The 13,358-nt window shown below is 72.1% G+C and carries 12 protein-coding genes; 8 read left to right on the top strand and 4 right to left on the bottom strand.

Annotated features, from left to right (window positions below; all coding sequences use genetic code 11):
* Nucleotides 1–464 precede the first annotated feature (464 nt).
* Nucleotides 465–2,495: a bifunctional glycosyltransferase 87/phosphatase PAP2 family protein gene (locus ACFWBW_RS15870; RefSeq protein WP_385372746.1), complete on the bottom strand. Its 2,031-nt coding sequence runs from the start codon at nt 2,493–2,495 to the stop codon at nt 465–467.
* Nucleotides 2,496–2,629: 134 nt separating this feature from the next.
* Between ACFWBW_RS15870 and ACFWBW_RS15865 the strand changes: the two genes are divergently transcribed.
* A complete protein-coding gene (locus ACFWBW_RS15865) occupies nt 2,630–2,989 on the top strand; it encodes an antibiotic biosynthesis monooxygenase family protein (protein ID WP_385372744.1) in 360 nt (119 codons plus the stop codon).
* A gap of 61 nt (nt 2,990–3,050) precedes the next feature.
* Here ACFWBW_RS15865 and ACFWBW_RS15860 read toward each other — a convergent pair whose 3' ends face one another.
* Entirely contained in the window at nt 3,051–3,446 is a 396-nt protein-coding gene (locus ACFWBW_RS15860; protein WP_385372742.1) for a nuclear transport factor 2 family protein, read from the bottom strand.
* A 191-nt stretch (nt 3,447–3,637) separates the two neighbouring features.
* Between ACFWBW_RS15860 and ACFWBW_RS15855 the strand changes: the two genes are divergently transcribed.
* Nucleotides 3,638–4,156: a GNAT family N-acetyltransferase gene (locus ACFWBW_RS15855; protein WP_385372873.1), complete on the top strand. Its 519-nt coding sequence runs from the start codon at nt 3,638–3,640 to the stop codon at nt 4,154–4,156.
* Between the two features lie 21 nt (nt 4,157–4,177).
* On the opposite strand, the gene ACFWBW_RS15850 is transcribed toward ACFWBW_RS15855, so the two are convergent.
* Nucleotides 4,178–6,238: a DHA2 family efflux MFS transporter permease subunit gene (locus tag ACFWBW_RS15850; RefSeq protein ID WP_385372740.1), complete on the bottom strand. Its 2,061-nt coding sequence runs from the start codon at nt 6,236–6,238 to the stop codon at nt 4,178–4,180.
* Between the two features lie 1,073 nt (nt 6,239–7,311).
* Here ACFWBW_RS15850 and ACFWBW_RS15845 point away from each other — a divergent pair.
* The 3 genes from ACFWBW_RS15845 to ACFWBW_RS15835 all read left to right on the top strand — a co-directional run bounded on the left by ACFWBW_RS15845 (nt 7,312) and on the right by ACFWBW_RS15835 (nt 9,518).
* On the top strand, nt 7,312–8,040 hold the full coding sequence (locus ACFWBW_RS15845; RefSeq protein ID WP_385372738.1) for a peptidoglycan-binding protein: 729 nt from the start codon (nt 7,312–7,314) through the stop codon (nt 8,038–8,040).
* 132 nt (nt 8,041–8,172) lie between these two features.
* Complete coding sequence (locus ACFWBW_RS15840; protein WP_385372737.1) at nt 8,173–8,853, top strand: HAD-IA family hydrolase; 681 nt, start codon at nt 8,173–8,175, stop codon at nt 8,851–8,853.
* A gap of 293 nt (nt 8,854–9,146) precedes the next feature.
* On the top strand, nt 9,147–9,518 hold the full coding sequence (locus tag ACFWBW_RS15835) for a hypothetical protein (protein ID WP_385372735.1): 372 nt from the start codon (nt 9,147–9,149) through the stop codon (nt 9,516–9,518).
* A gap of 225 nt (nt 9,519–9,743) precedes the next feature.
* Here the strand turns inward: ACFWBW_RS15835 and ACFWBW_RS15830 are convergent, their stop codons facing one another.
* Nucleotides 9,744–10,196 carry a VOC family protein gene (locus ACFWBW_RS15830; protein WP_385372733.1) on the bottom strand — a complete coding sequence of 151 codons (453 nt, stop codon included), beginning with the start codon at nt 10,194–10,196 and terminating at the stop codon, nt 9,744–9,746.
* 105 nt (nt 10,197–10,301) lie between these two features.
* Here ACFWBW_RS15830 and ACFWBW_RS15825 point away from each other — a divergent pair, with 105 nt between their 5' ends.
* From ACFWBW_RS15825 to ACFWBW_RS15815, 3 genes are all read left to right on the top strand, one after another.
* Nucleotides 10,302–10,508, top strand: a complete 207-nt coding sequence (locus tag ACFWBW_RS15825) for a hypothetical protein (protein WP_385372732.1) — start codon at nt 10,302–10,304, stop codon at nt 10,506–10,508.
* Between the two features lie 344 nt (nt 10,509–10,852).
* Nucleotides 10,853–11,518, top strand: a complete 666-nt coding sequence (locus ACFWBW_RS15820) for an HNH endonuclease family protein (protein ID WP_385372730.1) — start codon at nt 10,853–10,855, stop codon at nt 11,516–11,518.
* Nucleotides 11,519–11,683: 165 nt separating this feature from the next.
* Nucleotides 11,684–13,336, top strand: coding sequence for an alkaline phosphatase D family protein (locus tag ACFWBW_RS15815; RefSeq protein WP_385372728.1), 1,653 nt, complete (start codon nt 11,684–11,686; stop codon nt 13,334–13,336).
* The last annotated feature ends 22 nt before the right edge of the window (nt 13,337–13,358 follow it).

Below are 13,358 nucleotides of genomic sequence, written 5' to 3'. Positions count from 1 at the left end.
CCGGGGGCGCAGCCCCAAGGGGTCCGGGGGCGCAGCCCCGAGGGCGTCCGAGCGCAGCCCCAAGGGGTCCGGGGGCGCAGCCCCAAACGGGTCCGGGGGCGCAGCCCGGAGGGGGTCCGGGGCGCAGCCCGGAGGGGGTCCGGGGCGCAGCCCGGAGGGGGTCCGGGGCGCAGCCCGGAGGGGGTCCGGGGCGCAGCCCCGGGGAACGGGCGAAGGGCGGGTAGGGGACAGCCCCGCAGGGCCCTCCGCCACCGCACCCGCCCCCACCCCGCCCCCGCCCCGAGTGGCGGAAGCCGCCCCGCGGGCGGATCCTGGCAGAACGCGGCGATCCATCGCGAAGGGGTGCCGGGGGGGGCTGCTACACCGCCCCGGCACCCCTTCGTCGTCGCCGCACAGGCAACCAGGCGGCCAGGCGGCCAGGAGGCAGCGCGGCCAGGCGCCAGGGCGGCCGGCCCGCAGAACCGCTAGGCCCGAGTCCGCTCCGCGGACCCCGCTCCGACCCGCTCCGGCTGCCGCGGCCGAGGCACGGCCACCCCGGCCGCCACCGCGTCGCCCCGCGGCCCCGACAGCACGTAGACGAGCCCGAACCCGGCCACGACGACGATCGCCCCGCCGACCGCGTCGAGCACCCAGTGGTTGGCCGTCGCCACGATCGCGCACACCGTGATCGTCGGGTGCAGCGCACCGAGCAGCTTCTGCCACCCCTTCGGCGCGATCATCACGATCACGATCCCGCACCACAGCGACCAGCCGAAGTGCAGCGAGGGCATCGCCGCGTACTGGTTGGAGATCGCGGTCATGGCCCCGTAGCTCGGGTTCGCCAGGTCCTGCACCCCGTGCACGGTGTCGACGTAGCCCATGCCGGGCATCAGCCGTGGCGGCGCGAGCGGATACAGCCAGAAGCCTATGAGCGCCAGCACGGTCGCCAGCCCCAGCGAGGCCCGCGCCCACCGGTAGTCCTTGGGCCTGCGCCAGTACAGGACGGCGAGTATCGCCAGCGGGACCACGAAGTGGAAGGAGGTGTAGTAGAAGTTGAAGAACGCCTCCAGCCAGGGCGTGTTCACCACCGCGTGGTTCACCGCGTGCTCGATGTCGATGCCGAGCGCCTTCTCGATCCCGTGGATCTGGCTGCCGTTGCCCTCGGCGAGGGTGCGACTGGTGGGCGCGGCGGCACGGATGTGCGAGTAGAGCGAGTACCCGACCCGTATCAGGAGCAGTTCCAGCAGCAGGTTCGGACGCGACAGCACGCGCCGCCAGAACGGCAGCAGCGGCACCCGCGACCACCGCGCGGGCGCGGGCCGCCCGTAGGCGGTGGGGACCGGCTCGCGCCAGTGCGGGGATGAGCGCGGCAGGAACGGCACGACGCAGGCCGCCGCGAGGGCCGCGAGCAGCAGCACGTTGTCCCGTACGGGGGCCAGCGCGACCAGGTTGGGCAGCAGCACGTCGCTCGGCAGGGTCATGGCGAGGACCACGGCCACCGGCCACACCGGCCGGTCGGCGGCCCGCTTGCCGACCTTGCCGGCGACCGCGAGCAGCACCCACAGCATCTGGTGGCGCCAGCCGGTCGGGGACACGGCGACGGCCACGCAGCCGGTGATCGCGACGGCGAGCAGCAGCTGGCCGTCACGGGCGTAGCGGGCGGCGCGGCGCAGGCCGATCCAGACGATCGGGGCCGCGAGGGCGGCGTAGAGGAGGATCTCGCCGGGGCCGGAGAGGCCCAGGCGCAGCAGGGCGCCGTGCACGGACTGGTTGGCGATGCTGCCGGGTTCGCCGCCGAGGCCGGTGCCGGCCAGGTGCTGGACCCAGTACGTCCACGAGTCGCTGGGCAGGGCCGCCCAGGACAGGGCCGTGGCTCCGGCGAAGGTCAGGGCTGCGGAACGCGCGGTGGCCCTGCGTCCGGACAGCCACAGCAGTGGCGCGAAGAGCAGCAGCGCGGGCTGCAGGGCTGCGGCCAGGCCGAGCAGGAACCCGGAGGGGCGCTCGCTCGGGACCCGGAACACGGCGAGGAGCACCAGCAGCACCGGCAGTACGGCGGTCTGCCCGGGCAGGGCGGCTTCGCGGACGGGCAGCGAGACCATCATCAGCGCGACCAGCACGGGCGCGGCGAGCAGCGCGGTGCGCCGCGGCACGGGATCGGGCAGGGCGCGCGCGGCGACCAGCCCGACGGCGGCCACGAGCAGCAGCGTCACGCAGGTCCAGGCCACCTCCAGGGAGGGCGCCGCGAGCCCCAGGAGCGGCTTGAGGACCAGCCCCGCGAAGGGGGTCCCGGTGAACTGGCCGCTCGTGTAGAGCGAGCCCGGGAGACTGCCCGGAAGGTGGAAACCGCTGAGCCACTCGCCCGGTGGCACGCGCAGCACGACCGCGGCCTGCCTGACGGCGAGCAGCAAGGCCAGCGCCCACAGCATGAGGCGTGCCGCCCCGAGCCTGCCGCTGCCGCTACCGCCTATGACCCCGGCATGTCCGTTCGCACCACTGTGCTCCGCCGCGTTAGCCACGCCTCGCCGGCCTCCCGCCCTGTTGACCGCAACCCTGACTTCGCCTGGCTGCCGCGTTTCGTACCGCGTTTCATACCGCGTGCTTCATTTACCCGCACGACGATATCCCCCGCGCGATACCTAGGATGGCGGGCATGAGCATCGTGAAGATCAACGCCCTCACCGTCCCGGACGAACAGCGGGAGGTTCTGGAGCAGCGGTTCGCCTCCCGTGCAGGCTCTGTGGAGAGCTCGGACGGCTTCGAATGGTTCGAGCTGCTGCGTCCCGTCGAGGGCACGGACCAGTATCTCGTGTACACGCGGTGGCGTTCCGAGGAGGACTTCCAGGCGTGGATGGACGGGCCCATGAAGGCGGCCCACCAGGGCGGCGGCGGCCCGGCCGGTGCGGGCGGTGCGGCCGGTGCGGGCGGTGCGGAGCGGCCGAAGCCCGCTGCCACGGGCTCGTCGGTGTGGTCGTTCGAGGTCGTGCAGCAGGCGGCGCCGAAGCAGGGCTGACGTCGGGAGAGGGGCCCGGAGCCGTGGCTCCGGGCCCCTCTCTCCTGCGCTTCGGCCCGGCTCAGCTCCAGAAGGCGTTCATCTCGTCGATGTCCTCGATGCAGACGTCGAGGTCACTGATCTTCCCTCCGACGATCGTGAAGAAGATGCCCTCGTGGATCTCGATCCCGCGGTCGCCGCGATCGGCGCGCGTCGTGTGGAAACTCATGACGTGGCCGCGGCCGTCCGCGAGCAGTCTGTCCAAGTGAAGCCGCATCGTGCCGTGCGTCTCCTCTCCCATCCGGCGGTAGAGGTCGAGGACGGCTTCGCGACCCTTGTGGTGCCCGGAGATGGGACTGCTGCCTGGGACGTGCTGGATGACGTCGGCCGTCATCATCGTGCTCAGCTTCTCCATGTCGCCCTGACCGAAGGCCTCGTAGCCTCGGCGGATCAGGGCACAGTCAGGATGCTCCGACATGACGGTTCACGCCCTTCATGTGTGCGGTTTGCCACTTTTCCTATCATCGGTCCGAGCCTGTGGATATTCCAACGCGGGGAACCTCGCCCCCGCTCCACAATGTCGCCATGACCAGCACAGAGCCCACCACGAAGGCCACGACGAAAACCACGACGCCCACCGCGTCGCCGACCACGCAGGCCACGCAGCCGATCCATCCGACCCCGACCCCGACCCCGACTGCGCGGACCGCGGGCTGGCAGGTTGCCGCCGAGCCGTTCCACACCCCGGACGCGACGCTGCTGCGCCGCGCGTACTACGCGGAGGTCGCCGGCCGGTACTGGCGGCGGTCCGTCACCGAGGCCGAGATCGACCAGGGCCTCCTGGACTTCCCGGACGACGAGCTCACGGCGCCGACGGGCCGGTTCGTGGTCGGCAGGCTCGATGGCCGGCCCCTCGCCTGCGGGGGCATACGCCTCCTGGACCCCGTCACCGCCGAGCTCACCCGGGTGTACGTGGACCCGCGCGCCCGCGGCACCGGCGGCGGGGCGGCCCTGCTCCGGGTCCTGGAGGACGCCGGCCGCGCGCTGGGCGCCGAGCGGGTCCGGCTGGACACCCGGTCCGACCTGGTGGAGGCCCGCGCGTTGTACGCGCGGCAGGGGTACGCGGAGATACCCGCGTACAGCTCCGGTCCCTACGCCGAGCACTGGTTCGAGAAGCGCCTGGTCTGACCGGTCACCCCGCGGGGCGGCTCACCTTGCGGAGTGGTCCCGGCGGGGCAAGGTCTCGTAGGGCTCCTCGTCGACGGAACCGCAGAGCTCCGAGTTGATCTCCGCGACCAGCTCGGACAGGTCGGTCGGCCGGTCCGCGGTCCACCAGTCGCCGAGCAGTTCGGCGAGCGACTCCTCCCGTGCGGCGGACAGCTTCAGCGCGCTCTCACGCCCCTTCGCCGTGAGGACCAGCGGCAGCCCCTCGCGGACGGCCAGCCCCCGCTCCTCGATCTGGCGGCCCGCGTCCGTGATGGCCCGCAACGGCACCATGGTCTTCTCCGCCAGCACCGCCGGATCGACGGTTCCGTACTTGTTGATCCGCAGCAGCATCCAGCTGGCGGCGGGCAGCAGGTCGTAGCCGGCCTTGGCGGTGATCTTCTCGTAGACGTGCTTGCGGCCCTGGAGGGTCCCGAGCACCGTCAGGGCGCGGGCGACCTCCTCCCGCGATGAGCGCTGGACGGGGTTGGAGGCGAGGGTCTCGGTGACATCGGGCGCCGTCACCGAACCGCGCAGCTTGTCCTCCTTCAGGAACCAGGCCACGACGAAGGCCACCAGCACCACCGGCGCCGCGTAGAGGAAGACGTCCGTGATGGAGGTGGCGTAGGCGTCGAGCACGCGCGGTCGCAGCACGGCGGGGAGGGCGCCGATGGCGCGCGGGTCGGCCTCCAGCTTGTTCACGTCCAGCCCCGGCGGCAGCGGAATCCCCCTGAGCGCACTGGCCAGTTTGTCGTCGAGCCGGTTGGTGAAGATCGTGCCGAAGATGGCGACGCCGAAGGAGGCACCGATGGAGCGGAAGAAGGTGGCGCCGGAGGTGGCGACACCGAGGTCGGCGTAGCTGACCGAGTTCTGCACCACCAGGACGAGCACCTGCATGACCAGTCCGAGGCCCGCGCCGAAGACGAAGAAGTAGACGCTCATCTCCCAGGTGGAGCTGGTGCGCTCCAGCTGGTGCAGGAGCAGCAGCCCGACCGCGGTCAGTGCCGTGCCCGCGATCGGGAAGACCTTCCAGCGCCCGGTGCGGCTGACGATCTGGCCGGACACGGTGGAGGTGATCAGCAGTCCGAGCACCATCGGCAGCATGTGGACGCCCGACATGGTCGGGGAGACGCCCTGGACCACCTGGAGGAAGGTCGGCAGGTAGACCATCGCGCCGAACATCGCGAAGCCGACGATGAAGCTGATCAGCGAGCAGAGGGTGAAGGTCCGGATCCGGAACAGCTTGAGCGGGAGCACCGGCTCCACGGCCCGGCGCTCGACGATGACGAAGGCGACCAGCAGGACCAGGCCGAGTACCGCGAGCCCGATGATCTCCGGGGAGCTCCAGCCCCAGGTGCCCCCGAGCGAGGCCACGAGCACCAGGCAGGTCGCGACGGAGGCGATGAGGAAGGTGCCGAGGTAGTCGATGGTGTGCTTCTCGGTACGCACCGGGATCTTCAGGGCCGCGGCGATGACGACGAGGGCGACGAGACCGATGGGGAGGTTGATGTAGAAGACCCAGCGCCACGACAGGTGGTCCACGAACAGTCCGCCCAGCAGCGGACCCAGCACGCTGGTCGCTCCGAAGACCGCGCCGAAGAGCCCCTGGTACTTGCCGCGTTCGCGCGGCGGGACGATGTCTCCGACGATCGCCATCGACAGCACCATCAGCCCGCCGCCGCCCAGTCCCTGCAGCGCGCGGAAGCCGATGAGCTGCGGCATGTTCTGCGCCAGGCCGCACAGGGCGGACCCGATCAGGAAGATCACGATGGCGGACTGGAAGAGCTTCTTGCGCCCGTACTGGTCCCCGAGCTTGCCCCACAGCGGCGTGGCGGCCGTCGAGGCGAGCATGTAGGCCGTGACCACCCACGACAGGTGCGACATCCCGCCGAGATCGCTGACGATCGTCGGCAGGGCCGTGGACACGATCGTCTGGTCGAGCGAAGAGATGAGCAGCCCCAGCAGCAGCGCACCGATGGAAACGAGCACCTCGCGTGAGGCGTGTTCGGCGCTGGGGCCGGATGTCCGCTTCCGCGGGTCGGGCTCCGTGGTCACGTCCTGCACCATCGGCTCCTCCTCGGGCCTGATCGACTCCTCCATCCTGAGCGGTGTGTCCGGTTATGGCCTGTCGGGCGGGTTGGGCGGGTTACCGGGGGTCTGCATAATCGCAGGCAGCGCCCAGGGGAGGGATTCGAGTGAGCACCGAGCAATGTCCGGAATGCAGCACAACAGGAGGGGCCTGCGACTGCGCACCAGGCTTCCAACCCTTGCGCGTCCGCCCCTACGTATCCCTCCCGAACCCCACCCCACCCCCGGGCCAGACACCCCCGCCCCAGACGAGAACAACACCCCCGCACGCAGCCTGGCCGAACACCACACCGCCGCACCCCGCCCAGGCGGCCACTCCGCAGCACCCGGGGCAGGCGGGCGCCACGGCACACCCAGACCAGTCGGACACCACCCCACGCCCCAGACAGCCGGGCACAACACCCCCACACGCAGCCCGGCCGAACACCACACCGCCGCACCCCGCCCAGACGGCCACCACACCAAACCCCGCCCTGGCCGGTCCGCCGCACCCCGATTGGGCGGGCGCCACGGCACCTCCCAGCCGGATATCCGGCCTGCCATCCCACGCCGACGCGGCGGGCATCACAGCGCCCGCCGACGCCCGGGATCCCGCGGCGCGCCCGGGCCGGACGCCCGGTCCGCCGTCGTACCCCGGCCCCGCGAGGGCCACTGCTCCCGACGGGGCGGGCACTTCGGAGTCGTACCCCGGTCCAGCGAGCACCACGGCGAGCCCTCGCCCTGCCGGCACCGCCGAACCCCACCCGGACCCGGCGGACAGCACGGCACGCCCCGCCTCCCCGAACCCCGCGACCACCCCGGGCCGAACGGCCGACCTGCCGCCGCACCCCGACCCGGCGGGCACCCCGCCGCCTTACACCGACCCGGCGGATACCCGGCTGCCCTACCCCGACCCGACGGGCACCGCGTCGCCACACCCCGACCCGGCGGGCACCCTGCCGCCCTACACCAGCCCCAACCACACCACCCACCCCATCCGCACCGCGCCACTGCCGCCCGGGGCCGAGACTCCGGCGTACGGGACACCCGTAGCCTCCCCGCCCGAAGAAACGATGCAGCTGCGCCCGATCCCGGCGTACGAGCCGTACGCGACACCCGGGCCCCACGGCGCGTACGGGTCGCCCGAGACCCCTGCGTGGGACCAAGCCGGCCCGGCAGACGGGTACGGAGCACACGGGATGGCCGGGGCGGACGGGCCGCACCCCTCCGATCCCCCGCGGCGCCGCATCCGCGCGCTCCCCATCACCGCGGCCGCCGCCACTGTGATCGGCGCGGCCGTCCTCGTCCTGCAGGCCTTCTCGGGCTCCGGCGCACCGGAGACCACCCTCCTCGACGCGAAGCCCTCCTCCCCCTTGAGCAGCCTCACCCAGGTCGCCCCGTCGCACCCCGCCGAGAGCACCGGCCGGCCCCCGTCGCCCACCCCCAGCCCCTCCCGGTCCGCGTCCCCCTCCGCCTCCGCGTCCGCTTCCCCGTCCCCCTCGCCGTCCCGTACCCAGAGCCGTTCGCCGAGCCCCTCGGCCACCCCGTCCCCCACCCCGAGCCGCTCCGCGCCGACCTCGCGGCCCCCCTCGTCGCCGATCCTCCGGTACGGGGACTCGGGCCCCGAGGTGGAGAAGCTCCAACGCCTGCTGGCAGCGCAAGGCATCTACCGGGGGAAGTACGACGGCCGGTACGGCGCCCGTACGGAATCGGCGGTCTCCACGTTCCAGGCGTACAACGGCATCTACGAGGACCCGTGGGGCGTCTACGGTCCGGCGACCCGCCGCGCCTTGGAGGGATAGAACACACCGGATCCGGTGGCGAGCACCCCTCCTCGTTTTGTATTGTTCAGGAACAAAGTGGTTCCGTCCTCACTCCCTGACCGGTGGACGGAACCACTTGTTCTCTTTCCCGTCCCGTCTGGAGCCCCTCCGATGCCGGCCAGCACCACCACCACCCCCGCCGTCCTGACCGCCAAGGCCCTGCTCCTGGACATGGACGGCACCATCGTCAACTCGGACGCGGTGGTCGAGCGCTGCTGGTACGACTGGGCCGTCACCCACGGCCTGGACCCCGAGGAAGCCCTCAAGGTGGTCCACGGCCGCCAGGGCTACGCCACGATGGCGATCCTCCTCCCGGACCGCCCGATGGAGGAGAACCTCGCCGAGAACGCCGTGATGCTCGCCCGCGAGACCGCCGACACCGACGGCGTGGTCCCGATCGGCGGCGCTCCCGCCTTCATGGCCGCCCTCAGCACCCTCCCGCACGCCCTGGTCACCTCCGCCGACACGGCCCTGGCCACGGCCCGGATGACGGCCGCCGCCCTGCCGATGCCCGAGGTCCGGATCACCGCCGAGTCCGTGCAGGCCAGCAAGCCCGACCCGGAGGGCTTCCTGATGGGCGCCGCCGCCCTCGGCGTGGACCCGGCCGACTGCATCGTCTTCGAGGACTCGGCCGCCGGCATCGCCGCGGGCCGCGCCGCGGGCATGCGGGTCATCGGCGTCGGCCCCCGCGCCGCCGCCCACGCCCCCACCGCCCACGTCCTCGACCTGACGGCCGTCGCCGTCACCACCTCCCCCGACGGCTCCATCACCCTCACTCTCCAGACGGCCTGACCCGGACGACGCGACCGGGCAACCCGCCCCCGGCGGACAGACCCAGCCCGGTCGCCGGCGCCCTACGGGAGAACCCGGCCGCCGAGACCCAAAACGCCGAGGTCGGCGCACGCCCGGCCGCCCCGACACCCCGCCCCTGACGGCCAGACCCGGGGACCAAATCCAGAGACCGCCCCCAGAGACCGACCCCAGGCGACCCGATACGGGCGTCCCGCCCCAGCGAACCTGCCCCGGGGCCAGGCCGTTCCCTGTGGATCATCTTCACCACGCTTTTGCGGGGACACGGTGGCGGCATGGTGACGACCCTGCGGCACCCTCGACCTGGATTCACGTGGGACTGGTGGGCCGTCGACACCGAGGGCTTCCTCGTGCAGTTCAGCGGCGGGCCCGCCCCCGAGTACCTACTGCCGCATCTGAACCGCGTCGACGCCGCGGCCGGGTGGGCGGAGGACCACCGCCCCGCATGGTTCGACCCTGATCCCCTGCCGCTCCACGCCTTCGGCTGCAACGGCGAGTTGCCGACCTACACCCGCAACGGCGTCCCCGAATGCCCGTTGCGACTGTCCGACGCACCAGCAGTCATCTCGGACGTCGCGGTCCTGGTCGAGCTGAAGAAAGCAGTGCGGGAAACCTGGACGATCCACCTCGACGAGGGATGGGTCTAGCCACTTGGGTCCGGGCCACCTCGCCGACCACGCGAGCCGCACCTCAACAGCCGGAAACCCACCGGCCCGAGCGACCCGCTTCACGCACACCAGCCCCCGGTCGGCGAGGCCGAGCCCATCCGGCCAGACACCGACCACCAAACCCTGCCCTACCGGGCGGACCCACCCCACCGGGCCCGCCTCACCAGCCAAACCGCCCCGCAGCCCGCCCCACCCCGAGCCAGCTCAAGCGACGCAGAACTCGTTTCCCTCAGGGTCCTGCAGCACCACCGCGTAGTGCGTCTCCAACTCGTCCAGCACGCGCAGCACAGTCGCCCCCGCCCCGGTGAGCCGCTCCACCGTTTCGTCGACCCGGCGCGTCCGCAGCTCCATCGGAACCCCGCGCCCACCGCTGACCTTCAGATCCAGGTGCACCCGGTTCTTGCCGGCCTTGGGCTCCGGAACCTGCTGGAACCACACCCGGGGCCCCCGCCCGGACGGATCCACGATCGACTCCGGCACCTCCCCCACCCCTTCGGGCAGCTCCTCCGCGGGCACCCCCATGGCCTCCCAGTACGCGCGCCAGGTCGCATGCCCGCCCGGTGCCGGCTCCGGCACGTAACCCAGCGCTTCGGTCCAGAACGTCACCATCACCCGCGGATCGGCGCAGTCGATGGTCAGTTGCAACGTGGTCTCCATCTACTCAGCCTCGCAGGGAGGTCTGACAATGGAAGGCACGGTCGGCCATGACGCACCGGATCACCGAAATGCGCGGGCCGAGAGCGTGACCACGGGGGAAATGTCATGACCGAACTGATCGTCCTCTTCACTCTGATGGGGATCTCGGGGCTGTACATCGTCGTCAAGGTGATGCGCCGGGAAAGGCGCCGTCGCTCGGAGACGACAGAGGGACTCCTGATCGAGCTGGAGCGCACCGAGCAGCTGCGCAAGGACCGGACCACCTACAGCTCCGGTTCGGTCCACAACAACCCCTTCACCACCGGACTCTGATTCCAGATCGCGGCGCCGCCCCCGGAACGACCGGGCGCGGCGCCGTTGCCATGTCCGCGGCCGGACCAGGGCCAGGACCAGGGCAGGGCAGGGCAGGGCCAGGGCCAGGGCCGGGCCAGGCATAGGACATTGACCCCATCCCCACCCAACCCCGCCCCGAACCCCAACTCCCCCCACCCCAAAGCCCGTCACCCACCTCGCCATGACATGCCCATGCCTTCAAACTGTCACCTCGCGCCCATCCCCCAGAAACCCGGCGCGGCCAGCATGGCCAGGCCCCCGCAGCGCACCCATCGACCCACTCACCCGATCCCCCCTGCCTCACCCCCACTCAGGAGCCCCTCATGTCCTCCAGGCACCCCTCCACGCCCTCCGTCTACGCGCGTCGATTCGGCACGCTCGCCTCCATACTCGCGGTGGCCTCCCTGACCACCCTCCTCACCGCCCCCACCGCCGCCGCCTCCCCTCCCACCCCCATCAGCGCCGCGGCCGCCCGCTCCTACCTCGCGACCGTCACCCCGAAGACCGAAGGCTCCACCACCGGTTACAGCCGCGACCTCTTCCCCCACTGGAGCACCGTCTCCGGCACCTGCAACACCCGCGAGACCGTCCTCAAGCGCGACGGTTCGGGTGTGGTCCAGGACTCCGCCTGCGCCGCCGTCAGCGGCAGTTGGTACTCCGAGTACGACGGCGCCACCTGGACGGCCGCCTCCGATGTAGACATCGACCACATGGTCCCCCTCGCCGAGGCCTGGCGTTCCGGCGCCAACTCCTGGACCACCGCCAAGCGCCAGCAGTTCGCCAACGACCTCACCCGCCCCCAGCTCATCGCGGTCACCGACAACGTGAACCAGGCGAAGGGCGACCTCGACCCCGGCAAGTGGCTGCCGCCGCGCACCGCCTACCGCTGCACCTACGCGCGCATGTGGGTCGGGGTCAAGCAGTACTGGGCCCTGAGCATGGACTCGACGGAGAAGACGGCCCTGGTCAACATCCTCAACGCCTGCTGACACCCACACGCACCCCCCACGCACCCCCCGCACCTCACTCCCCACCCGCCGCTCCCCCACCCCACCCCTGGCCAAGGATCTTTCCCCCGCCAGGGGGAGGTGGATCACCCCCTCCCCGTCGTACGGTGATCGAACGGCAACGCTGGAAGAAGGAGGGGGAGTTGCATGGGGGCATTGCGCCTGGGACCGCTGCTGCGCCACGTCGACTGGGACGCGGGCGACTCCGCCACGGTATGGATCGAGGCGGACCGCCCGTGCACCGCCGAAGTGCGCTGCGCCGACGGCTCCGGCGGCAGCGTCCACACCTTCCAGATAGCCGGCCACCACTACGCGCTGATCACGGTCACCGGCCTCACTCCGGACTCCACCACGGCCTACGAGGTCCTCCTCGACGGGCTCAGGGTCTGGCCCCTGCCCGACAGCCGGTTCCCCGCGAGCACCATCACCACCCCTCCCGCCGGAAGGCCGGGCTCCACGACCGCTCCCGACCTCCGACTGACCTTCGGCTCCTGCCGTCAGGCCGCCCCGCCGGCCGACCGGCGCGGACCGCACGGCCCGGACGCGCTCGACACCCTCGCCGCCGATCTGGCCGCCGACCCGGAGGCGGTGCGGCCCGACGTCCTGCTCCTCCTCGGCGACCAGGTGTACGCGGACCACCTCTCCCGCTCCACCCGCCAGTGGCTGGCGGCCCGGCGGGACCTCCGCGAGGCCCCCGGCGCCCAGGTCGCGGACTTCGAGGAGTACACCCGGCTCTACTACGAGTCCTGGCTCGACCCGGAGATCCGCTGGCTCCTGTCCACCGTCCCGAGCCTGCACATGTTCGACGACCACGACGTCATCGACGACTGGAACACCAGCGCCGCATGGCTGGCGGAGATGCGCGCCACCCCGTGGTGGCAGGAGCGGGTGGTCAGCGGCCTGATGTCGTACTGGGTGTACCAGCACCTCGGCAACCTCTCCCCCGCCGAGCTGGCGGCCGACCCCGTGCTCGAAGCGGTCCGGTCGACCCCCGACGGCACCGACGCGCTACGGGCCTTCGCCACCTCGGCGGACGTCGACCCGGCCACGGTGCGCTGGAGCTACCGCCGCGACTTCGGCCGGTCCCGGCTGCTGATGGTGGACACCCGGGCCGCCCGGGTGCTCGCCGAGGACGGGCGGGCCATGCTCGACCCGGAGGAGCGGCAGTGGCTCCGAGAGAACGCCCTGGCCGGACACGGAGGGTACGACCACCTCCTCATCGGCTCGTCACTGCCCTGGCTGATGCCGCCGCTCGTACACGACGCGGAGGTGTGGAATGCCGCGCTGTGCCGCGGCGAGCGGGGCCCGAGGTGGGCCCGGATCGGGGAGAACCTGCGCCGGCGGAGCGACCTCGAGCACTGGGCGGCGTTCCCGGCCTCGTTCGCGATGCTCAGCGACCTGATCGAGGAAGTGGGCACGGGCCCGCGGGCGCCGGCGACGGTGTGCGTGCTCTCCGGGGACGTCCACCACGCGTACGTGGCCGAACCCCGAATACCGAGCACGGCACAGGTGTTCCAGCTCACCTGTTCCCCAGTCCACAACTCCATCCACACAGCCGTGAAATGGGGCTTCCGACTGGGCTGGTCACGGCTGGGCCGGTGGCTGGGCCGGGGCTTCTCCCGGCACGGCCGGACGGGCCGGCCCCCGCTGAGCTGGCGGCACACGGGCGGCCCCTGGTTCGGCAACCAGCTCATGACGCTCGCGCTGTCGGGGCGCTCCGCGCGGCTGCGCCTGGACCAGGCACGCAAGGGCCCCCGCCTGGTGACGGTCCTGGACCGCGACCTCACACCTCCCCGCTGACGCGGCGGCGGGGCGACCCGTC

The organism is Streptomyces sp. NPDC059957, assembly GCF_042730015.1.
GTDB lineage: Bacteria > Actinomycetota > Actinomycetes > Streptomycetales > Streptomycetaceae > Streptomyces.
This window is presented reverse-complemented; position numbering and strand designations above follow the sequence as displayed.

Coding starts and splice junctions, on each gene's coding strand:
- ACFWBW_RS15865 (WP_385372744.1), top strand. CDS start 2,630: ATGAGCATCGTGAAGATCAACGCCCTCACCGTCCCGGACGAACAGCGG.
- ACFWBW_RS15860 (WP_385372742.1), bottom strand. CDS start 3,446: ATGTCGGAGCATCCTGACTGTGCCCTGATCCGCCGAGGCTACGAGGCC.
- ACFWBW_RS15850 (WP_385372740.1), bottom strand. CDS start 6,238: ATGGTGCAGGACGTGACCACGGAGCCCGACCCGCGGAAGCGGACATCC.
- ACFWBW_RS15845 (WP_385372738.1), top strand. CDS start 7,312: ATGCAGCTGCGCCCGATCCCGGCGTACGAGCCGTACGCGACACCCGGG.
- ACFWBW_RS15840 (WP_385372737.1), top strand. CDS start 8,173: ATGCCGGCCAGCACCACCACCACCCCCGCCGTCCTGACCGCCAAGGCC.
- ACFWBW_RS15835 (WP_385372735.1), top strand. CDS start 9,147: ATGGTGACGACCCTGCGGCACCCTCGACCTGGATTCACGTGGGACTGG.
- ACFWBW_RS15830 (WP_385372733.1), bottom strand. CDS start 10,196: ATGGAGACCACGTTGCAACTGACCATCGACTGCGCCGATCCGCGGGTG.
- ACFWBW_RS15825 (WP_385372732.1), top strand. CDS start 10,302: ATGACCGAACTGATCGTCCTCTTCACTCTGATGGGGATCTCGGGGCTG.
- ACFWBW_RS15820 (WP_385372730.1), top strand. CDS start 10,853: ATGTCCTCCAGGCACCCCTCCACGCCCTCCGTCTACGCGCGTCGATTC.
- ACFWBW_RS15815 (WP_385372728.1), top strand. CDS start 11,684: ATGGGGGCATTGCGCCTGGGACCGCTGCTGCGCCACGTCGACTGGGAC.